Here is a 23056-nt window from a genome sequence, read left to right on the forward strand (position 1 = left end):
AGCGGGACCGCACCGGTCCGGGGCTCGACGAAGCCCAGCAGGTCCAGGATCCGCTCCTTCAGCGGCTCCACCTGGGCGCAGTGCGAGGCCACCGTGGACGGCACGATCTTCGCCCGGACCCCGTCGGCCTCCAGCGCGGCGACGAGCTCCTCCAGCGGAGCCACCTCACCGGCCACCGTCACCGAGCCCGGACCGTTGATCCCGGCGATCGAGAGCGCGTCCCCGTACGGGGCTATGCGCGTTTCGGCCTCGGCGCGGGAGAGGGAGACGGAGGCGACGGCGCCGTTGCCGACCAGTTCGTCGGCGAAGAGCTGCGAGCGGAGCACGGCCACCTTCGCGCCGTCCTCCAGCGGGATCGCGCCGGAGACGACGGCCGCCGCGATCTCGCCCTGGGAGTGGCCGACGACGGCGTCGGGCTCCACGCCCGCCGCACGCCACAGCTCGGCGAGGGACACCATCACGGCGAACAGGACGGGCTGGAGGACCTCGATCCGGGTCAGGGCCTCCCCGTCACCGCGCAGCACCTCCTCCACCGACCAGTCGACATGCGCCTCCACCGCCGCCGCGACCTCGGCGAAACGGGCCGCGAACACCGGCGAGGAATCGAGGAGTTCGACACCCATCCCGGCCCACTGCGAACCCTGCCCGGGGAAGACGAACACCGTCTTGCCGCCCGCGTCCGCGACACCCGCCGCGGCGGGCGCTTCGAGGGCGGCGAGCAGTTCCTCGCGGGTGGAGCCGAACGCCACGGCCCGGTGGTCGAACGCCGACCGGGTCGCGGCCAGGGAGAGCGCCACGTCCTCGGGCCGCAGCGTCGCGTCGGAGCGGACGAACTGCCGCAGGCGGGCGGTCTGCGCGGTCAGCGCCGCCGCCCCCTTGCCGGACAGCGGCCACGGGAGGGGCCCGCCGGTGCCTATCGCCGGGGCGGCGGGGGTCACGGGGGTTCCGGGGGCCTCGGGGGCTTCCGGGGCGGCTTCGAGGATGGTGTGCGCGTTGGTGCCGCTGAGGCCGAAGGAGGACACGGCGGCCCGCCGCGGGTGGCCGGTCTCGGGCCAGGGGCGGGACTCCAGCAGGAGTTCGACGTCGCCGGCGGCCCAGTCGATGTGCGGGGAGGGCGCGTCCACGTGCAGGGTCTTGGGGAGCACGCCGTGGCGCAGCGACATGACGGTCTTGATGACGCCGCCGACGCCGGCCGCGGCCTGGGTGTGCCCGATGTTGGACTTGATGGAGCCGAGCCACAGCGGCTGCCCGTCGGGGCGGCCGCGCCCGTAGGTGGCGAGCAGGGCGTTGGCCTCGATGGGGTCGCCGAGGGTGGTGCCGGTGCCGTGGGCCTCGACCGCGTCGACCTGGTCGGCGGTGAGGCGGGCGTTGGCGAGGGCGGCCCGGATGACGCGCTGCTGGGCCTTGCCGCTGGGGGCGGTGAGGCCGTTGCTGGCGCCGTCCTGGTTGATGGCGGAGCCCCGGATGACGGCGAGCACCTCGTGGCCGTTGCGGCGCGCGTCGGAGAGCTTCTCCAGCAGGACCAGGCCGACGCCCTCGGAGAAGGAGGTCCCGTCGGCGCCGGCCGCGAACGCCTTGCAGCGGCCGCTGAAGGCCATGACGCCCTGGGCGCTGAAGCCCACGAACAGGCCGGGGGACGCCATCACGGTGACCCCGCCGGCCAGGGCGAGCGAGCACTCGCCCTGGCGCAGCGCCTGGGCCGCGAGGTGCACGGCGACCAGGGAGGAGGAGCACGCGGTGTCGATGGTGACCGCGGGGCCCTCGAAGCCGTACGTGTAGGACAGCCGGCCGGAGATCACACTGGCCACGGAGCCGGTGACGAGGTGTCCCTCGGCGCCCTCGGCCTCGTCGCCGAGGCTCTGGGCGTACGAGGGCTGGGAGGCGCCGATGTAGACGCCGGTCTGGGTGCCCTTGAGCCGGACCGGGTCGATGCCGGCCCGCTCCAGGGCCTCCCAGGAGGCCTCCAGCAGGAGCCGCTGCTGCGGGTCCATGGCGAGGGCCTCGCGCGGCGAGATCCCGAAGAACGCGGCGTCGAACTCGTCGACGTCGGGGACGAACGCGGCTTCGCGGACGGTTCCCGTGTCGCCGAGGTCCCAGCCGCGGTTGTCGGGGAAGCCGGAGACGGCGTCCCCCTCCTTGGCGACGAACTCCCAGAGGTCTTCGGGGGATTCGATGCCGCCGGGGAAGCGGCAGCTCATGGCGACGACGGCGATGGGCTCGTGCGCGGCGTCCACCAGGTGCTGGTTCTGCCGGCGCAGCCGTTCCGTCTCCGTCAGCGACGCCCGCAGCGCTTCGACGACCTTTTCCGAGGGGGTGCTCATGGGTGTGATCTCCGGATCTCGTCTTCGCGTATCAGTGGTGGTCGCCGTCCAGGGCCAGGGACACGAGATCGTCGAGGTCCATCGTGGCGATCGAGTCCTCCCGTGCCCCGGTGTGGTCGGACGTGGGCGGTTCGGCCGCCGGGCTGCCCGCCAGCCGCAGCAGCGTGTCGAGGACGCCCGCTTCGCTCAGCCGGGCCAGCGGGAGGGTGGCGAGGGCCCGCCGCAGGTGCGCCTCGTCGACGGCCGTGTCCGCGCCCGTCGGGCCGGCCGCGGTGTCCGTCGCCGCGGTCTCCGGGGCGAGTTCGTCCCGGAGGTGGTCCGCGAGTTCGACCGGGGTGGGGTGGTCGAAGACGATGGTCGCGGGCAGCCGCAGTCCGGTGGCCGCGCCGAGCCGGTTGCGGAGTTCGACGGCGGTCAGCGAGTCGAAGCCGAGCTCCTTGAAGGCACGGTCGGCCTCGACGGATCCGGTGCCGGAGTGGCCGAGGACGGCCGCCACGTTGGTCCGTACGAGGTCCAGCAGCACGCCGCGGCGGCGCTCGGCAGAGAGCCCGGCGAGCTTGCGCAGGAGCGCGGAGCCGTCCGGTTCCGCTGCGGCGGCGGTTCCCGCGGCCCGGCGCACCGGGGTGCGGACGAGGGCGCGGTACAGCGCGGGCAGTTCGGCCCCGCCGGCGGAGTCGCGCAGCGCGGCCGGGTCGAGCCGGACGGGGACGCTCAGCGCCTCGTCCTGGTCCACGGCGGCGTCGAACAGGGCGAGGCCCTGCTCCGCGGTGAGCGGGGTGACGCCGCCGCGGCTGAACCGGGCCAGGTCGGTGTCGTCGAGGCCGGCCGTGAGCTCGCTGGTCTGGTGCCACATGCCCCAGGCGAGGGAGGTGGCGGGCAGGCCCTGGGCCCGGCGGTGGTGGGCGAGGGCGTCCAGGTAGGTGTTGGCGGCGGCGTAGTTGGCCTGGCCGGAGTTCCCGGTCACGCCCGCGGCCGAGGAGTAGAGCACGAACCGGCTCAGGTCCAGGTCGCGGGTGAGCTCGTGGAGGTTCCACGCGGCGTCCGTCTTGGGCCGCATGGCGCGCTCCATGCGGGCCGGGGTGAGCGAGGCGAAGACGCCGTCGTCGACGACTCCGGCCGCGTGGACCACGCCGGTCAGCGGCCGGTCGGCGGGGATGGCGGCGAGGAGCGCGGCCAGGGCGTCGCGGTCGGCGGCGTCGCAGGCCACGACCTCGGCGGTGGCGCCCGACTCGGCGATCTCGGCGACGAGTTCGGCCGCGCCGGGGGCGTCCGGGCCGCGCCGGCCGGCGAGCAGCAGGTGCCGTACGCCGTGGTTGGTGACGAGGTGCTTGGCGAGCAGCGCGCCGAGGGTGCCGGTGCCGCCGGTGACGAGGACGGTGCCGGCCGGGTCCCAGGCCTGCGGGACGGTGAGCACGATCTTGCCCACGTGCTTGGCCTGGCTCATGAAGCGGAACGCCTCGGGCGCCCGCCGGACGTCCCAGGTGCGGGTGGGCAGCGGCCGCAGCCCGTCCGTCTCGAACAGGCCCGCCAGTTCGGTGAGCATGGCGGCGGTGCGCCGCGGACCGGCCTCGGCCAGGTCGAAGCGGCGGTAGTGGACGCCCGGGTGGTCCTGGGCGACCTGTCCGGCGTCGCGGACGTCGGTGGCGCCGAGCTCGACGAAGCGGCCGCCGCGCGGCAGGAGCCGCAGCGAGGCGTCGACGAGGTCCCCGGCCAGGCAGTCGAGGACGACGTCCATGCCGTCGCCGCCGGTGGCGGCGGCGAAGCGCTCCTCGAAGGAGGCGTCGCGGGAGGAGGCGATGTGGGCGTCGTCGAGTCCGGCCGCGCGCAGCGCGTCCCACTTGCCCTCGCTGGCCGTGCCGTAGACCTCGGCGCCCAGGTGGCGGGCGATCTGCACGGCCGCCGAGCCGACACCGCCGGCGGCGGCGTGCACGAGCACCCGCTCCCCCGCCTTCAGGCCGGCCAGGTCCACGAGCGCGTAGTACGCGGTGAGGAACGCGGCGGGCACGGAGGCGGCCTTCTCGAAGGACCAGCCCGCGGGGACGCGGGCCACCATCTGCGCGTCGGCGACGGCGAGGGGGCCGAAGGCGTACGGCACCATGCCCATCACCCGGTCGCCCGGGGCGAGGCGGGTGACGCCCGGGCCGGTCTCGACGACCACGCCGGCGGCCTCGCAGCCCATGAAGCCGCCGCCCGGGTACATCCCGAGGGAGACCAGGACGTCACGGAAGTTGAGCCCGGCGGCGTGCACGGCGATGCGCACCGCCCCCTCGGGCAGCGGTCCGGCCGCCTCGGGCCGGGGCAGCAGGGCCAGGTGGTCGAGGGTTCCGGCGGCGGTGGTGTCCAGGGCCCAGGCGGCGGCGTCCGGGACCGGCAGGGCGGTGCCCGAGCCGGCCCGGACCAGGCGCGGTGCCAGGGCGGTGCCGGCGCGGAGCGCGGTCTGCGGCTCGTCGTGGACGAGGGCCGCGGCGACGGTGCCGCGCAGGGCGGCGGCGGACTCCGCGGTGGTGTCGAGGTCGGCGATCAGGAGCCGGCCGGGGTTCTCGGCCTGGGCGGAGCGGATCAGCCCCCAGGCGGGCGAGTGCGCGAGGCCGGTGGCGTCCTCGCCGGTGCGGGTGGCGACGGCGCCGTGGGTGAGGACGACCAGCCGGGATCCGGCGAAGCGTTCCCCGGCCACCCACTCCTGCACGGTGGCGAGCAGGGCGGCCGCGTCGGCGTGGACCCGGTCGAGCGCGCCGTCCGGGGCCGGGCCGGCGGCCGGGTCCCCGTACGGCAGGACCACGGTCTGCGGCAGGGCCGTGCCGTCGGCGGCGGCGAGGGCCGCGAGGTCCTCGTACCGGTCGACGGCGGCGCCCGCGCCCTCCAGGGCGGCCGCGATGCCGGCTGTGTCGGAGCCGAGGACGGCCCAGTTCCCGGCGGCGGAGGCGTCGGCCCCGGCGGGAAGTTCCGTCCAGTCGAGGCGGAACAGCCCGTCGGTGGCGCCGTCGCCGCCCTGGCGCAGGGTGGCCGTGTCGACGGGGCGCAGGACGAGCGCGTCGACGGTGGCGACCGGTGCTCCGGCGGCGTCGGCGACGTCCACCGCGATGGTGTCGGTGCCCGCCGCGCTGACGCGGACCCGCAGGGTGCCGGCGCCGGCCGCGTGGAGGGAGACGCCGCTCCAGGCGAAGGGCAGCCGGGCCTGGCCGGTCAGTTCGATGAACTCGCCGAGCCGCATGGCGTGCAGTGCGGCGTCGAGCAGGGCGGGGTGCAGGAGGTAGCGGGCCGCTTCGCCCTGGTGGCTGTCGGGCAGCGCGACCTCGGCGAAGACGTCCCCGGTGGATTCCTGGCGCCAGGCGGCGCGCAGGCCCTGGAAGGCGGGGCCGAACTGGTAGCCGGTCTCGGCCGCGGCGGCGTAGAAGCCGTCGAGGTCGACGGGTTCGGCGCCGGCGGGCGGCCAGGCGGTCAGGTCGTGGCCGGGGGCGCGGACGTCCCGGGCGAGGACGCCGCTGGCGTGGCGGGTCCAGGGCAGGTCGGCGGGTGCGTCCTCGGCGCGGGAGTGGATGGTGACCGGGCGGGTGCCGGCGGCGCCGTCGGGGCCGACCAGCACCTGGAGGTGGACGCCGCCGCGGGCCGGGAGGACCAGCGGTGCTTCGAGGGTGAGCTCGTCCAGCAGGGTGAACCCGGCTTCGTCGCCGGCGCGGACGGCCAGTTCGACGAAGGCCGTGCCGGGGAGGATCGGCGTGCCGGACACCGCGTGGTCGGCGAGCCAGGACTGGGTGTCGGGGGCGATCCGGCCGGTGAACAGCAGGCCTTCGCCGCCCGCGAGGCCGACGGCCGCGCCGAGCAGCGGGTGCCCGGCGTCGGAGAGCCCGAAGCCGGTGGCGTCGCCGGAGTAGGGCGGCAGCGGTTCGGGCCAGAAGGGCTCGTTCTGGAAGGCGTACGTGGGCAGGTCGACGCGCGCGGCGTCCTGGCCGGCGTGGACGGCGTCCCAGTCGACGGGGGCGCCGTGCGTCCAGGCTTCGGCGAGGGAGGCGAGGAAGCGCTGGGCTCCGCCTTCGTCGCGGCGCAGGGTGCCCTGGGTGACGGCGGAGGTGCCGGCGGCCTCGATGGTCTCCTGGACGCCGATGGTCAGCACCGGGTGGGCGCTGGACTCGACGAAGACCTTGTGTCCGCGCTCCAGCAGGGCGCTGACGGCGTCCTGGAAGCGGACGGTGCGGCGGAGGTTGGTGTACCAGTACTCGGCGTCGAGCTCGGAGCCGTCGGCCCACTCCCCCGTGACGGTGGAGAAGAACGGGATCTCGGCGGTGCGCGGTTCGATGCCCGCCAGGAGGCCGATGACCTCGTCGCGGATGGACTCGACCTGGGGGCCGTGGGACGCGTAGTCCACGTTGATGCGGCGGGCGCGGACGCCGTCGGCCTCGCAGGCCGCCATCAGCTCGTCCAGGGCCTGCGGATCACCGGAGACGACCGTCGACTGCGGGCCGTTGACGGAGGCGAGCGCGAGCCGGTCGGCCCAGGCGGCGATCCGTTCCGCCACCGCGTCGGCGGTGGCGGCGACGGACACCATGCCGCCCTTGCCCGCCAGCGCGAGCAGCGCCTTGGCACGCAGCGCCGACACCTTCGCCGCGTCCTCCAGCGACAGGGCGCCGGAGACGGCCGCGGCGGCGATCTCGCCCTGCGAGTGCCCGACGACCGCCGCCGGGACGACGCCGACGGCCTTCCACAGCTCGGCGAGGGACACCATCACGGCCCACAGGGCGGGCTGGACGACGTCGACGCGGTCGAAGCCGGGGGCGCCGTCCTTCTGGCGGAGCACGTCCAGCAGCGACCAGTCCGTGTGCGGGGCCAGGGCGCGCTCGCAGTCGTCGAGGCGGGCGGCGAAGACCGGCGAGGAGTCGTACAGCTCCACCGCCATCCCGGCCCACTGGGAGCCCTGGCCGGGGAAGACGAACACCGGGCGGCCGGTGCCCTTGACGACGGCGCCCTCGGTGACGCCGGCGGCGGGCGTGCCCTCGGCCAGGGCGGTGAGCGCGGTGAGGAGTCCGGTGCGGTCGTCGGCCTGGACGGCGGCACGGCGTTCGAGGGCGGCCCGGGTGGTGGCCAGCGACCAGGCGACGTCCACGGGGCGGGGCGCCCCGGCGTCCTCGGCAGCGGCGAACTCCCGCAGCCGGCCGGCCTGGGCGTGCAGGGCGGCCGTACCGCGTCCGGAGAGGATCCAGGGCAGTGCGGCGGCCGGGAAGGCCGGGACGGCGGGGACGCGGGCGGGCTCCTCGGCGGGCGGTGCCTGCTCCAGCACGACGTGGACGTTGGTGCCGCTGCCGCCGAAGGAGGACACGCCGGCGCGGCGCGGGCGGCCGGTCTCGGGCCACGGCCGGGCCTCGGTCAGCAGTTCCACGGCGCCCGAGGACCAGTCGATCTCGCGGGACGGCTCGGCGACGTGGAGGGTCTTGGGCAGCAGGCCGTGGCGCAGCGCCATGACGGTCTTGATGACGCCGGCGACGCCGGAGGCGGCCTGGGAGTGGCCCAGGTTGGACTTGAGGGAGCCCAGCCACAGGGGCTGGTCGGCGGTGTGGGCCTGGCCGTAGGTGGCGAGCAGGGCTCCGGCCTCGATGGGGTCGCCGAGGGTGGTGCCGGTGCCGTGGGCCTCGACTGCGTCGACGTCGGCGGGGTCGAGTCCGGCGTCGGCGAGGGCCGCGCGGATGACGCGCTGCTGGGCGGGGCCGCTGGGGGCGGAGAGCCCGTTGCTGGCGCCGTCCTGGTTGGCGGCCGTACCGCGGATGACGGCGAGGACCTGGTGGCCGTTGGCCTGTGCGTCGGAGAGGCGCTCCAGCATGATCACGCCGACGCCCTCGGACCAGCCGGTGCCGTCGGCGTCCTCGGAGAAGGACTTGCAGCGGCCCGAGGGGGAGAGTCCGCCCTGCTGGCTGAAGCCGATGAAGACGCCGGGCGAGCACATGACCATCGCGCCGCCGGCGAGAGCCATGCGGCAGTCCCCGGTGCGCAGGGCCTGCACGGCGAGGTGCAGGGCGGTCAGGGAGGAGGAGCACATGGTGTCGACGGTGACGGCCGGGCCCTCCAGGCCGAAGGTGTAGGCGAGGCGGCCGGAGGCGACGGCGGCGGAGGCGCCGAACAGCATCTGGCCGTCGGAGCCTTCGGGCATCTGCACGCCGTGGCCGTAGCCGGGGTATCCGGCTCCGATGAACACGCCGGTGCTGCTGCCCTTGAGGGTGTCCGGGTCGAGGCCGGCCCGTTCGAAGACCTCCCAGGCGGTCTCCAGGAGGAGGCGCTGCTGCGGGTCCATGGTGAGGGCCTCGCGGGGCGAGATGCCGAAGAAGCCGGGGTCGAAGTGGGTGGCGGTGTCGACGAAGCCGCCCTCGCGGACGTAGCTCGTACCGGCCTTGGCGCGGTCGGGGTCGTAGAAGCCGTCGAGGTTCCAGCCGCGGTCGGCGGGGAAGCCGCCGATGGCGTCGCGGCCTTCGGAGACGAGCTGCCACATGTCCTCGGGCGAGGTGATCCCGCCGGGGTAGCGGCAGCTCATGGAGACGATGGCGATGGGCTCGTCGGAGGCGACGGCCCGGGTGGCGGCGGCGCCGGCCGTGCCGGCGGTGTCCTCGGCGCCGAGGAGTCCGGTGCGCAGCAGGGCGGCGACGGCCTGCGGGGTGGGGTGGTCGAAGACCATCGTGGCGGGCAGGGTGAGGCCGGTGGCGGCGGTGAGCCGGTTGCGCAGGTCGACGGAGGTCAGCGAGTCGAAGCCGGTGGCCTTGAAGGCGCGTCCGGGTTCGATCGCGTCGAGGGAGGGGTGGCCGAGGACGGCGGCCGCCTCGCGGCGGACCAGGTCGAGGAGGAGGGTGTCCCGCTCGCCCTCGGGGGCCTGCCGCAGGCGGCGGGCGAATTCGCCGGAGGGGCCTTCGGGTCCGTCGGCGGCCTCGTCGGCGCGGGCGGCCCGGGTGGCCTCGCGGGCCTCGGGGATGCCGGTGAGCAGCGGGCTGGGGCGGGTGGCGGTGAAGCCGGGCGCGAAGCGGGACCAGTCGACGTCGGCGACGGCGACGAACGCCTCGTCGTGTTCGACGGCCTGGAGCAGCGCGGACAGGGCGGTGACCGGGTCCATCTCCAGGACGCCGCGGCGGCTCATGTACTCCTGGGCGCCGGCGGTCTCCATGATGCCGCCGCCGCCCCAGGCGCCCCAGGCGACGGAGGTGGCGGTGAGGCCGCGGGCCCGGCGGCGTTCGGCGAGCGCGTCGAGGTGGGCGTTGGCCGCGGCGTAGGCGGTGTGTCCGGCGGCGCCCCACACGCCGGAGTTGGAGGAGAAGAGGACGAAGGCGTCCAGGGCGGTGTCGCCGAGGAGTTCGTCGAGGTGGGTGGCGCCGGCGGCCTTGCCGGCGAGGATCCGCTCGAACTCCTCGGGGGTGACGTCCTCCAGGACGGTGGACTGGGGGACGCCGGCGGCGTGCACGACGGCGGTGAGGGGGGTGGCGTCGGGTACGGCGGCCAGCAGTGCGGCAACCGCGTCGCGGTCGGCGACGTCGCAGGCCACGGCTTCGGCCTCGGCGCCCAGGGCGCGGAGTTCCGTGAGGAGTTCGGCGGCGCCGGGGGCGTCGGGGCCGCGGCGGCCGGCCAGCACGAGGCGTTCGGCGCCGGCGGCGGCGAGCCAGCGGGCGACGTGCGCGCCGACTCCGCCGGTGCCGCCGGTGACGAGGACGGTGCCGTACGGGCGCCAGTCGCGGGCCGGTTCGCGGTCGTCGAGGGCGGCGCGGACGAGGCGGCGGCCGAAGGTGCCGGAGCCTCGGACGGCGATCTGGTCCTCGTCGCCGGCGCCTCCGGCGAGGATCTGGACGAGCCTGGTCAGGGCGCGTTCGTCGGCGCCCTGCGGCAGGTCGACGAGGCCGCCCCAGCTGCGGGGCTGTTCCAGTGCGACGACCCGGCCCAGGCCCCAGACCTGTGCCTGGGCGGGGTCGGGGGCGTCGTCGGAGCGGCCGGTGGAGACGGCGCCGCGGGTCACGGTCCAGAGCCGGGCGCCGGTCACGTCGGCGTCGGTGAGGGCCTGGGCGAGGACGAGGCCGTGCAGGGCGCCGTCGGTGCCGAGGCCGGCGAGGGAGAGGACCCCCGTGATCTCGGAGGCGGAGACGGCGGTGCGGATCAGTTCGGCGAGCGCGGTCCGGTCGGTGCCGGTGGCGCGTACGGTGACGGTCGAGGCGCCGTGCCGGGCGAGCGCGGCGGCGCAGTCGGCGGCGAGGGACTCGTGGGCGGGGTCGGCGGGCAGCACGACCAGCCAGGTGCCGGTCAGCGGCGCCGGGGCGGGCTCGGGGAGGCGGTCCCAGGAGACGCGGTAGCGCCAGGAGTCGACGGTGGAGCGTTCGCGGCGGCGGCGGCGCCAGGAGGACAGGGCGGGCAGCAGCTCGCCGAGGGCGCGGCGCTCCTCCAGGTCGAGGGTGCCGGCGAGGGCTTCGAGGTCCTCGCGTTCGACGGCGTCCCAGAAGCGTGCCTCGGTCTCGTCGGCGGGCGGGGTCCCGCCCGCCGGCTCGGCGGGCGCGGCCGCCTCCAGCCAGTAGCGCTGCTGCTGGAAGGCGTAGGTGGGCAGCTCCACGGGGCGGGGGCCGTGCGGGGCGACGAGTGCCGCCCAGTCGACGGGGGCGCCGTGGACCCAGGCTTCGGCGAGGGAGGTGAGGAAGCGGCGCGGGCCGCCCTCGTCGCGGCGCAGGGAGCCGAGGGTGACGGCGGCGGCGGCCGTGGTGTCGATGGTCTCCTGGACGCCGATGGTCAGCACCGGGTGGGCGCTGGACTCGACGAAGACGCCGTGGCCCTCGGCGAGGAGGGCGCGGACGGCCTCCTCGAAGCGGACGGTGGTGCGCAGGTTGGTGTACCAGTACTCGGCGTCGAGTTCCGTGCCGTCGACGAAGCCGGCGGTGACGGTGGAGAAGAACGGGATCTCGGCGGTGCGCGGTTCGATGCCGGCGAGCAGGGCGAGGACCTCGTCGCGGATGGACTCGACCTGCGCGGAGTGGGAGGCGTAGTCGACGTTGATGCGGCGGGCGCGGACGCCGTCGGCCTCGCAGGCCGCCATCAGCTCGTCCAGGGCCTCCGGGTCGCCGGAGACGACGGTGGAGCGGGGGCCGTTGACGGAGGCGAGGGCGAGCCGGTCGCCCCAGGCGGCGATACGTTCCGCCACGGCGTCGGCGGTGTCGGCGACGGACACCATGCCGCCCTTGCCGGCCAGGGCCACGATGGCGCGGGCGCGCAGCGCGGACACCTTCGCGGCGTCCTCCAGTGTCAGGGCACCGGAGACGGCCGCGGCGGCGATCTCGCCCTGCGAGTGCCCGACGACCGCCGCCGGAACGACACCGGCGGCCTTCCACAGCTCGGCCAGCGACACCATCACCGCCCACAGCGCCGGCTGGACCACGTCGACGCGGTCGAAGCCGGGCGCACCGTCCTCCTGCCGCAGCACGTCCAGCAGCGACCAGTCGGTGTGCGGGGCGAGGGCCTCGGCGCACGCGTCGAGGCGGGCCGCGAACACCGGGGAGGCCTCGTAGAGCTCGACGGCCATGCCGGCCCACTGGGAGCCCTGGCCGGGGAAGACGAGGACGGTCCCGGAGCCGGGCAGGGTGGCGCCCTGGACGACGGTGGCGGTGCCGGGCGCGGCGTCGGCGAGGGCTGCGAGGCCCTCCTGGAAGCCGTTGTCGCCTACGGCGACGACCACGGCGCGCTGCTCCAGGGCGGCGCGGGTGGTGGCCAGGGAGTGGGCGACGTCGGCGGGGCCCGGCGCGTCCTCGCGGGCCGCGAAGGCGCGCAGCCGGTCGGCCTGGGCGCGCAGGGCGCCCGGGGTGTGGCCGGAGAGGGCCCACGGGATCAGCGGGGTGGCGAGGACCGCCGGGGTGGCGGCGGGAGCGGCCGGGGTGGCTTCGGTGCCGTCGGGGGCGGCGTCCTGTTCGAGGATGACGTGGGCGTTGGTGCCGCCGACGCCGAAGGCGGAGACGCCGGCGCGGCGCGGGCCGCCGTCGCGGGGGGTCCACTCGACGGGTTCGCGCAGCAGCCGTACGGAGCCGGACGACCAGTCGACCTGGCTGGTGGGCGTGTCGACGTGGAGGGTGCGGGGCAGCAGGCCGTGGCGCATGGCCATGACCATCTTCATCACGCCGGCCATGCCGGCGGCGGCCTGGGTGTGGCCGATGTTGGACTTGACGGAGCCGAGCCACAGCGGCCGGTCCTCGGGGCGGTTCTTGCCGTAGGCGGTCAGCAGGGCCTGGGCCTCGATGGGGTCGCCGAGGGTGGTGCCGGTGCCGTGGGCCTCGACGGCGTCGACGTCGGCGGCGGTGACGCGGGCGTTGGCGAGGGCCTGCTTGATGACGCGGACCTGGGAGGGGCCGTTGGGGGCGGTGAGGCCGTTGCTGGCGCCGTCCTGGTTGACGGCGGAGCCGCGGATCACGGCGAGGACCTCGTGGCCGTTGCGGCGGGCGTCGGAGAGCCGCTCCAGCAGCAGGACGCCGATGCCCTCGGCGAAGCCGGTGCCGTCGGCGGAGTCGGCGAAGGCCTTGCAGCGGCCGTCGGCGGCGAGGCCGCGCTGGCGGCTGAACTCGACGAACAGGCCGGGGGTGGACATGACGGTGACGCCGGCGGCCAGCGCGAGGGAGCACTCGTCCTGGCGCAGGGCCTGCACGGCCAGGTGCAGGGCGACCAGCGAGGAGGAGCAGGCGGTGTCGACGGTGACGGCCGGGCCCTCCAGCCCGAAGGTGTAGGCGAGGCGGCCCGAGACGACGGCGGCCGCGCTGCCCGTGCCGAGGTAGCCCTCGACGTCGTCGGGGACGGAGTCGAGGTCGGTGGCGTAGCTGGAGGAGGAGGCGCCGACGAACACACCGGTGCGGCTGCCCTTGAGCGAGGTCGGGTCGTATCCGGCGCGCTCCAGGACCTCCCAGGAGGCCTCCAGCAGCAGCCGCTGCTGCGGGTCCATGGCGAGGGCCTCGCGCGGCGAGATGCCGAACAGCTGCGCGTCGAAGCCGGGGACGTCCTGGAGGAAGCCGCCCTGCTTGGTGTAGGAGGTGCCGATCCGGTCGGGGTCGGGGTCGTAGAGGGCGTCGAGGTCCCAGCCGCGGTCCTCGGGGAAGCCGCCGATGCCGTCGCGGCCGTCGGCGACGAGGTCCCACAGCTGTTCGGGGGTGGTGACCTGTCCGGGGAAGCGGCAGGCCATGCGGACGACGGCCACGGGCTCGGGCTCTTCGAGCTCCTTGACGCGCCGGCGCGCGTTGCGCAGGTCGGCGGTGGCCCGCTTCAGATATTCGCGGAGCTTGTCTTCATTGTTCGTGCTCAACGTCACTCACCTACCGGGAACGGGAAGCCAACACGGCGCGGTCGTTGCGGGCGCGGGGTCACTGCGTCTCCAACTCGTCGTCGAGCAGGTCGAAGAGCTCGCTGTCCGAGGCCGCGTCGAGGTCTGCGTCGGAGGCGGGCGCCGCGTCCGCTCCGGTGGCGTTCCAGGCGGCGAGCAGGGCGTGGAGCCTGCCGCTGATCCGGCCGCGGTCCTCGGGGCCGGCCTGCGCGGCCGCGGCGAGGGCGCCGCCGAGCCGGTCGATCTCGTCGAGGAGCGGGTCCACGCCGTCGGTGTCGCCGAGGAGTTCGGTGCGCAGCAGGGCGGCGAGCTCGACGGGCGTCGGGTGGTCGAAGACCAGGGTGGAGGGCAGGCTCAGGCCGGTGGCGGCGCCGAGCCGGTTGCGTAGTTCGACCGCGCTGAGGGAGTCGAAGCCCAGCTCGCGGAAGGCCCGCTGGGGGCCGACGGCGGCGAGGGCCTCCGGGCCGGCGGTGCCGTGGCCGAGGACGGAGGCGGCCTGCTTGCGGACCAGGTCGAGCAGGACGCGGTCCTGTTCGGCCGGCGGGAGGCCGGTGAGCCGGTGCAGCAGGGCGTCGGCGGCGCCGTCGGCGGCCTCTGCCTCGGCGGCGGCGGTGGCCTCGGCCTGGGCGAGGAGCTTCGCCGCCTCGGGAACCATCTCGAACAGGGGGCTGTCGCGTTCGGTGTTGGTGCCCAGCGAGAAGCTGTCCCAGCGGATGTCGATGATGACGGGGCTGGTCTCCTCGTGGTCGAGGGACTGCTGGAGCGCGGCGGTGGCGAGCTCCGGGGGGAGTTCCCAGACGCCCTGGAGGCGGGCGCGTTCGCCGACGCCGTTGTCGGCCATGCCGCTGCCCTCCCAGGTGCCCCACACGACGGCGGTGGCGGGCAGGCCGAGGGCGCGGCGCTGCTCGGCGAGGGCGTCGAGGAAGGTGTTGCCGGGGGTGTAGTTGCCCAGGCCCGCGGAGCCGTAGGCGGCGCCGAAGGAGGAGAACAGGACGAAGGCCGTGAGCTCCTTGTCGCGGGTCAGTTCCTGGAGGTTGAGGGCGCCGCGCGCCTTGACGGCGAGGACGCGTTCCATGCGGTCGGGGGTGAGCGAGTCGACCATGCCGTCGTCGAGGACGGCGGCGGTGTGGAACACCGAGGTGAGCGGGGCGTCGGCCGGGAGTGCGTCGATGACGGCGGCGAGCGCGGCCGCGTCGCTGACGTCGGCGGCGGCGATGGTGACCCGGGCGCCGAGGGCGGTGAGTTCGGCTTCCAGGGCGTCGGCGCCGGGGGCGCCGGGTCCGCTGCGGCTGATCAGCAGCAGGTGTTCGGCGCCCGCGCGGGCGAGCCAGCGGGCGGTCTGCGCGCCGAGGCCGCCGGTGCCGCCGGTGACGAGGGCGGTGCCGGCCGGCTGCCAGGTGCGGGCCGGTTCGGTGTCGCCGAGGGGGGCCCGGACCAGCCTGCGGACCAGGACGTTCCAGGAGCGTACGGCGAGCTGGTCCTCGTCGCCGGGCTCCGTGAGGATGCCGGCGAGCCGCTTCCAGGCTTCCTCGTCGGGCTGCTGCGGCAGGTCGACGATGCCGCCCCACAGCCGCGGGTGCTCCTGGACGAGGACGCGGGCCAGGCCCCAGACGGTGGCCTGGACGGGGCTGGTGAGCGGGTCGGAGTCGCCGACGGAGACGGCGCCCTGGGTGAGGGACCAGACGGGGGCGTCGAACTCGGCGAGTTCGCGGACCTGGAGGACCGCCTGCACGAGGGTGACGGTGCCGGCCAGGCCGAGCGGGAGCTCCGGGTGGTCGGGGTGGGGCCGCTCGTCGAGGGACAGCAGGGACAGGATGCCGGTGACGCGGTCCTCGCCCTCGACGGTGAGTTCCTGGTGGAGCTGCTGGGCGAGGGTGTAGCGGTCGGCGGCCCACACGTCGACGGGGATGCGGACGGTGCGGGCGCCCTGGGCGGCGAGGCGGTCGGCGGCGGCCGCGGCGAGCGCGTCGTCGCCGCCTTCGGACTCCACGATGAGCCAGGTGCCGGTGAGCTGCGGTGCGGCGGTCTCGGCGACGGTCCACACGGTGCGGTAGCGCCAGGAGTCGATCGCGGACTTCTCGCGTCGGGTGCGGCGCCAGGCTGCCAGGGTGGGCAGGGCCTCGCCGAGGGGCTGGTCGGCGCCGACGCCGAGGGGGGCCAGGTCGCCGCTGTCCACGGCCGCCCAGAAGGCGGCGTCGACCTCGTCGCCGCCGTGCGCGGCCGGGGCGGGGGCCGCCGGGTCCGCGGGTGCGGCGTCGAGCCAGTAGGGGCGGTGCTGGAAGGCGTACGTGGGCAGGTCGACGCGCTGCGCGCCCTCGGGGAAGGCGGTGGGCCAGGTGACGGCGGCGCCGCGGGTCCAGGCTTCGGCGAGGGAGGTGAGGAAGCGCTGCGGGCCGCCCTCGTCGCGGCGCAGGGTGGCGAGGGTGACGGCGGAGGCGGCGGCCGGCGCGTCGGCGTCGTCGATGGTCTCCTGGACGCCGATGGTGAGGACGGGGTGGGCGCTGGCCTCGACGAACAGGCCGTGGCCGGAGGCCAGGAGGCTGCGGACGCCGTCCTCGAAGCGGACGGTGGTGCGCAGGTTGGTGTACCAGTACTCGGCGTCCAGCTCGGAGCCGTCGGCCCACTCCCCCGTCACGGTGGAGAAGAAGGGGACCTCGGCCGTACGCGGCTGGATGCCGGCGAGCAGGGCGAGGACCTCGTCGCGGATGGACTCGACCTGCGCGGAGTGGGAGGCGTAGTCGACGTTGATGCGGCGGGCGCGGACGCCGTCGGCCTCGCAGGCCGCCATCAGCTCGTCCAGGGCCTCCGGGTCGCCGGAGACGACGGTGGAGCGGGGGCCGTTGACGGAGGCGAGGGCGAGCCGGTCGCCCCAGGCGGAGATACGTTCCGCCACGGCGTCGGCGACGTCCGCGACGGACACCATGCCGCCCTTGCCGGCCAGGGCCACGATGGCCTTCGCCCGCAGCGCGGACACCTTCGCGGCGTCCTGGAGCGACAGGGCGCCGGACACCGCCGCGGCGGCGATCTCGCCCTGCGAGTGGCCCAGTACGGCGGCCGGGCGCACCCCGTGGAAGCGCCACAGCTCGGCGAGGGAGACCATGACGGCCCACAGGGCGGGCTGGACGACGTCGACGCGGTCGAAGCCGGGGGCGCCGTCCTTCTGGCGGAGCACGTCCAGCAGCGACCAGTCGGTGTGCGGGGCCAGGGCCTGGGCGCACTCCTCCAGGCGGGCGGCGAACACCGGGGAGGAGTCGTACAGTTCGACGGCCATGCCGGCCCACTGGGAGCCCTGGCCGGGGAAGACGAAGACGGGGCGGTCCGCGCCGGCGGCGGCGGTGACGCCGGTGGTGTCGCCCTCGGCGAGCTCGGCGAGTCCGGCGAGGAACTCCTCGTGCTTGGCGGCGACGACCGCGCCGCGCACCGGGTGGGCGGTGCGGGTGGTGGCCAGCGAGAAGCCGGTGGAGGCGGGCGCGGCGCCGTCCCGGACGTGGTCCAGGAGGCGGGCGGCCTGCTCGCGGAGGGCGGCCCGGGTGCGGCCGGAGAGGATCCACGGCACGGGCGCGCCGCCGTCCTCGGGGGACGGCGCGGCCGGCAGGTCGGCCGGGGCGGCCTCTTCGAGGATGACGTGGGCGTTCGTACCGCTGACGCCGAAGGAGGACACGCCGGCGCGGCGGGGTTCCTCGCCGCGGCGCGTCCAGTCGCGGGACTCGTTGAGCAGCCGGACGCCGCCGGAGGACCAGTCGATGTGCGGGGACGGCTCGTCGGCGTGCAGGGTCTTGGGGAGCACGGCGTGGCGCAGGGCCTGCACCATCTTGATGACGCCGGCGATGCCGGCGACGGGACCGCCGTGTCCGATGTTGGACTTCGACGAGCCGAGCCACAGCGGCTGGTCGGCGGAGTGCTCCTGCCCGTAGGTGGCGAGCAGGGCCTGCGCCTCGATCGGGTCGCCGAGGGAGGTGCCGGTGCCGTGGGCCTCGACGGCGTCCACGTCCTGCGGGGTGAGCCGGGCGTTGGCGAGGGCGCGGCGGATGACCTCCTGCTGCGCGGGCTCGCTGGGGGCGGTGAGGCCGTTGCTGGCGCCGTCCTGGTTGAGGGCGGAGCCGCGGATGACGGCGAGGACCTGGTGGCCGTTGCGGCGCGCGTCGGAGAGGCGCTCCACGAGCAGGACGCCGGCGCCCTCGGCCCAGGTGGTGCCGTCGGCGTCGGCGCCGAAGGCCTTGCAGCGGCCGTCGGCGGCCAGCGCGCGCTGCCGGCTGAACTCGACGAACGCGGCGGGGCTGGCCATGACGGCCACGCCCGCGGCCAGGGCGAGCGAGCACTCGCCCTGGCGCAGGGCCTGCACGGCCAGGTGCAGGGCGACCAGGCCGGAGGAGCAGGCGGTGTCGACGGTGACGGCGGGGCCGGCCAGCCCGAAGGTGTAGGCGACCCGGCCGGACAGGACGCTCGACATGGTGCCGGTGCCGATGTAGCCCTCGACGCCGTCCGGCAGGGCGTCCAGCCGGGAGGCGTAGTCGGAGGCGACGGCGCCGACGAAGACGCCCGTCCCGGTGCCCTTCAGCGACAGCGGGTCGTAGCCGGCGCGCTCCAGCGTCTCCCAGGCGGTCTCCAGGAACAGCCGCTGCTGCGGGTCCATGGCGGCCGCCTCGCGCGGCGAGATGCCGAAGAGTTCCGGGTCGAAGAGGGTGGCTCCCTGGAGGAAGCCGCCCTCGCGGACGTACGTCTTGCCGGGGGCGTCGGGGTCGGGGTCGTACAGGTCGGTGTCCCAGCCGCGGTCGGCCGGGAAGGGGCCGATCGCGTCGGTACCGGACGCCACGAGGTTCCAGAAGCCCTCGGGGTCGGTGACCCCGCCCGGGAAGCGGCAGGCCATCGAGACGATGGCGATCGGCTCGGACCCGGCGTCCTCGGCGTCGCGCAGCTGCTGCTTGGTACGGCTCAGATCGGCTGTGACGCGCTTGAGGTATTCGCGGAGCTTCTCTTCGTTGCTCGTCGACATGCTCGGTACTCCTAAGTGGATATGGGACGCAGGAGCAGGTCAGGAAGCTCCCAGTTCCTTGTCGATCAGTGCGAAGATCTCGTCGTCCGTCACCGAGGCGAGGGCTTCGTCGTCGAGGACGTCGCCTTCCGTCTCGGTGCCGCGCCACTTCCACAGCAGCGCCTCCAGGCGCTTGGCGACGGTGTCGCGGGCGTCGCCGTCCGGGTCGGCGTCCGCCAGTACGGCTTCCAGGGCGGCGAGTTCACGCATCCCGGGCGCTTGCGCGCCGCGGGCGGTGCCCAGCTGGTCGAGGAGGTGCCGGGCGAGGGCAAGCGGGGTCGGGTGGCTGAAGACGAGGGTGGCGGGCAGGGACAGGCCGGTCGCGGCGGTGAGCCGGTTGCGCAGTTCGACGGCGGTCAGCGAGTCGAACCCGAGCTCCCGGAAGGCCCGTTCCGCCTCGACCGATTTCGTCTCCGGGTGGCCGAGGACCGCGGCCACCCGGGTGCGGACGAGGTCGGTGACCGTGCGCTCCTGTTCCTGCGGGGAGAGCGCCGCCAGCCGCTGTGCGAACGATTCGGCCTCCGCCGCGTCCTGCGAGGCGGCCGTCCGGCGTACGGGCGTACGCGTCGCGGTGCCCGCCCCGCCGGTGGCTCCGGCGGCGGCCGCGGCGGCGGTCAGTTCCCCGGCGGACACCAGCCGCGACGCGAACGACGCGACGGAGGCCACGGGGCGGCCGGTGGCGTCGGCGACCGTGAGGGCCACCTCGTCCGGGCCGGCCGGGGTCAGGTGCACGCGCACGCGCGAGGCTCCCGCGGCGTGCAGGCGCACTCCGCTCCACGCGAACGGCAGCCAGGCCGTTCCGTCCTCCGTCTCCGGCCCGCTCACCGCCAGCGCGTGGAGCGCGGCGTCGAGCAGGGCCGGGTGGAGGCCGAACCGGCCGGCTTCCTCACGCTGATCCTCGGGCAGCACCACCTCGGCGTACACCCCGACACCGTCGCCCGGGAGCCAGACCTCGGCCAACCCCTGAAAGGCCGGGCCGTACCCGTACCCCGACCCCGACAGCCCCTCATAGAAGCCGTCGAGGTCCACGCGCTCGGCGCCGGCCGGGGGCCAGGCGGTGAGTTCGCGGCCGGGCTCGGGGGTCTCGGCGCGGCTGAGCACGCCCTGGGCGTGGCGGGTCCAGGGGCCGTCGGCGGCGTCCTGGCGGCCGTACACGGCGACGGTGCGCCTGGATGCCGGGTCGGGGGCGCCGACGACGATCTGGAGCAGTACGGGGCCCTCGTCGGGCAGGACGAGCGGGGCTTCCAGGGTCAGTTCGTCGAGGGTGTCGCAGCCGGCCTCGTCGCCGGCGCGTACGGCCAGCTCGACGAAGGCGGCGCCGGGCAGCACCCTGGCTCCGGCCACGGCGTGGTCGGCGAGCCAGGGGTGGGTGCGCAGCGACAGGCGTCCGGTGAGGACGGTCTGGCCGCCTTCGGCGAGGCGGACGGCCGCCCCGAGCAGGGGGTGGTCGGCGGCGCCGAGGCCGGCGGCGGCCACGTCGGCGGCGCCGGTGCCGGCGGGGGCCGTCAGCCAGTAGCGGTCGCGCTGGAAGGCGTACGTGGGCAGGTCGACGCCGGAGGCGTCCTGGCCGGCGTGGACGGCGTCCCAGTCGACGGGGGCGCCGTGGGTCCAGGCTTCGGCGAGGGAGGCGAGGAAGCGCCGGGGGCCGCCTTCGTCGCGGCGCAGGGTGCCGAGGGTGACGGCGGCCGACTCCGTGGCGTCGATGGTCTCCTGGACGCCGATGGTCAGCACCGGGTGGGCGCTGGACTCGACGAAGACCTTGTGACCGCGCTCCAGGAGGCCGGAGACGGCGTCCTGGAAGCGGACGGTGCGGCGGAGGTTGGTGTACCAGTACTCGGCGTCGAGTTCGGAGCCGTCGGCCCACTCCCCCGTCACCGTGGAGAAGAACGGGATCTCGGCCGTACGCGGCTCGATGCCCGCCAGGAGGCCGATGACCTCGTCGCGGATCGACTCCACCTGCGGACCGTGCGAGGCGTAGTCCACGTTGATCCGGCGCGCCCGGACGCCGTCGGCCTCGCAGGCCGCCATCAGCTCGTCCAGGGCCTGCGGATCACCGGAGACGACCGTCGACTGCGGGCCGTTCACCGAAGCGAGCGCGAGCCGCTCGCCCCAGGCGGAGATCCGCTCGGCCACCGCGTCGGCGGTGTCGGCGACGGACACCATGCCGCCCTTGCCGGCCAGCGCCACGATGGCCCGGGCGCGCAGCGCGGACACCTTCGCCGCGTCCTCCAGCGAGAGGGCGCCCGAGACGGCGGCAGCCGCGATCTCACCCTGCGAGTGACCCACCACCGCCGCAGGGACGACACCCGCCGCACGCCACAGCTCCGCCAGCGACACCATCACGGCCCACAGCGCGGGCTGCACGACGTCCACCCGGTCGAAGCCGGGCGCACCGGCCTCCTGCCGCAGCACGTCGAGCAGCGACCAGTCGGTGTGCGGGGCTAGTGCCCCCGCGCACGCGTCGAGGCGGGCCGCGAACACCGGGGAGGAGCCGTACAGCTCCAGGGCCATGCCGGCCCACTGGGAGCCCTGGCCGGGGAAGACGAACACCGTCTTGCCGGTGCCCGCCTGGCCCTGGTGGACGCCCGTCGCGGTGTCGCCCCCGGCGAGGGCGGCGAGGGCGCGTCCGGTGTCCTCGGCGGAGGTGAGGGAGGTGATCGCCGCGCGGTGGTCGAAGGCGGCCCGGGTGGTGGCCAGGGCGACGCCGGTGGCGGTGTGCGCGCCGGGGTGTGCGGCGGCGTGCGCGGCGAGCCGTTCGGCCTGGCCGCGCAGGGCTGCGGCGGTGCGGCCGGACAGGAGCCACGGGGTGCCGTCCACGGGGCCGGACAGGACGGCTGGGCGGCCGGGGCCGGTCTCGGCCGGCTCGGCCGGGGTGTCGGCCGCGGTGTCGGTCGCGGTGTCCTCGGGGGTCTGCTCCAGGATGACGTGGGCGTTGGTGCCGCTGATGCCGAACGCGGAGACGCCGGCCCGGCGCGGGCGGCCGGTCTCCGGCCAGGCGCGGGCCTCGGTCAGCAGCTCCACGGCGCCGGACGCCCAGTCGATCTTCGGGGAGGGCGCGTCGACGTGCAGGGTCTGCGGGAGCAGGCCGCCCCGCATCGCCATGACCATCTTCATCACGCCGGCCACGCCCGAAGCGGCGGAGGTGTGGCCGATGTTGGACTTCACGGAGCCGAGCCACAGCGGCTGGTCGGCGGGCCGGTTCTGCCCGTAGGTGGCGAGGAGGGCCTGGGCCTCGATGGGGTCGCCGAGGGTGGTGCCGGTGCCGTGGGCCTCGACGGCGTCGACGTCGGCAGCGGTGATGCGGGCGCTGGCGAGGGCCTGCTTGATGACCCGCATCTGGGCGGGCCCGTTGGGGGCGGTGAGGCCGTTGCTGGCGCCGTCCTGGTTGACGGCGGTGCCCCGGACGACGGCGAGTACGCGGCGGCCGGCGCGGCGGGCGTCGGAGAGCCGCTCGACGAGGAGCATGCCGACGCCCTCGGCGGGCCCGAAGCCGTCGGCGGCGGCGGCGAAGGCCTTGCAGCGGCCGTCGGCGGCGAGCGCCCGCTGGCGGCTGAACTCGACGAACCCGGCGGGGTTCGACATGACGGTGACGCCGCCGGCGAGGGCCATGGAGCATTCGCCGTTGCGCAGGGCCTGGACGGCCATGTGGAGGGCGACGAGCGAGGAGGAGCAGGCGGTGTCGATGGTGACGGCCGGGCCCTCCAGGCCGAGGGAGTAGGAGAGGCGGCCGGACATGACGCTGGCCAGGTTGCCGGTGCCGAGGTAGCCCTCCAGCTCCTCCGGGGCCTGGAGGATGCCGGTGGTGTAGTCGATGGCGCTGAAGCCGACGAAGGTGCCGGTGAGGCTGCCGGTGAGGGTGGTGGGGTCGATCCCGGCGCGTTCGACGGCCTCCCAGCCGGTCTCCAGGAGCAGGCGCTGCTGGGGGTCCATGGCGAGGGCCTCGCGCGGGGAGATCCCGAAGAAGCCGGCGTCGAACCGGTCGAGGTCGTGGAGGAAGCCGCCTTCCTTCACGTAGTTGGTGCCCGGCTTGTCGGGGTCGGGGTCGTAGAGGGATTCGATGTCCCACCCGCGGTTGACGGGGAAGGCGCCGACGGCGTCGCCGCCGGCCGCGATCAGCTCCCACAGGTCTTCGGGGGAGCTCACCCCGCCCGGGTAGCGGCAGGCCATGCCGGTGATCGCGATCGGTTCGTGGCCGGCCGACTCGGCCGCCTGCAGCCGCTTGCGGGTCTGCTGCAGGTCGGCCGTCGCCCGCTTGAGGTATTCGAGGAGCTTCTCTTCGTTGTTCGCCATGGTCGGTATCTCCGTGGGCCCCGGGGGGCGGATCGCTGGCCGGCGGGTGGGATGGGGGAAGGGGTGCCCCCGCCGTACGGACCGGGTCGTGGCCCGGCCGGCGGAGACACCCCTCCC

3 protein-coding genes and 1 pseudogene are annotated in these 23056 nt (G+C 75.7%); all 4 read right to left on the bottom strand.

What is annotated here, in order from left to right; translation table 11 throughout:
- Nucleotides 1-2390: type I polyketide synthase (locus ACQKM2_RS33925; RefSeq protein ID WP_427716720.1), on the bottom strand; the 2390-nt coding region annotated here is incomplete at its 3' end.
- Entirely contained in the window at nt 2353-13599 is an 11247-nt protein-coding gene (locus ACQKM2_RS33930; RefSeq protein ID WP_427716711.1) for a type I polyketide synthase, read from the bottom strand. The genes ACQKM2_RS33925 and ACQKM2_RS33930, both read right to left, overlap by 38 nt.
- A gap of 58 nt (nt 13600-13657) precedes the next feature.
- On the bottom strand, nt 13658-18631 hold the full coding sequence (locus ACQKM2_RS33935) for a type I polyketide synthase (protein WP_427716723.1): 4974 nt from the start codon (nt 18629-18631) through the stop codon (nt 13658-13660).
- A 270-nt stretch (nt 18632-18901) separates the two neighbouring features.
- Nucleotides 18902-22936, bottom strand: a pseudogene (locus ACQKM2_RS33940) (type I polyketide synthase); the annotation flags it as partial.
- Between the last annotated feature and the right edge of the window lie 120 nt (nt 22937-23056).

The organism is Streptomyces sp. NPDC004126, assembly GCF_050275515.1.
GTDB lineage: Bacteria > Actinomycetota > Actinomycetes > Streptomycetales > Streptomycetaceae > Streptomyces.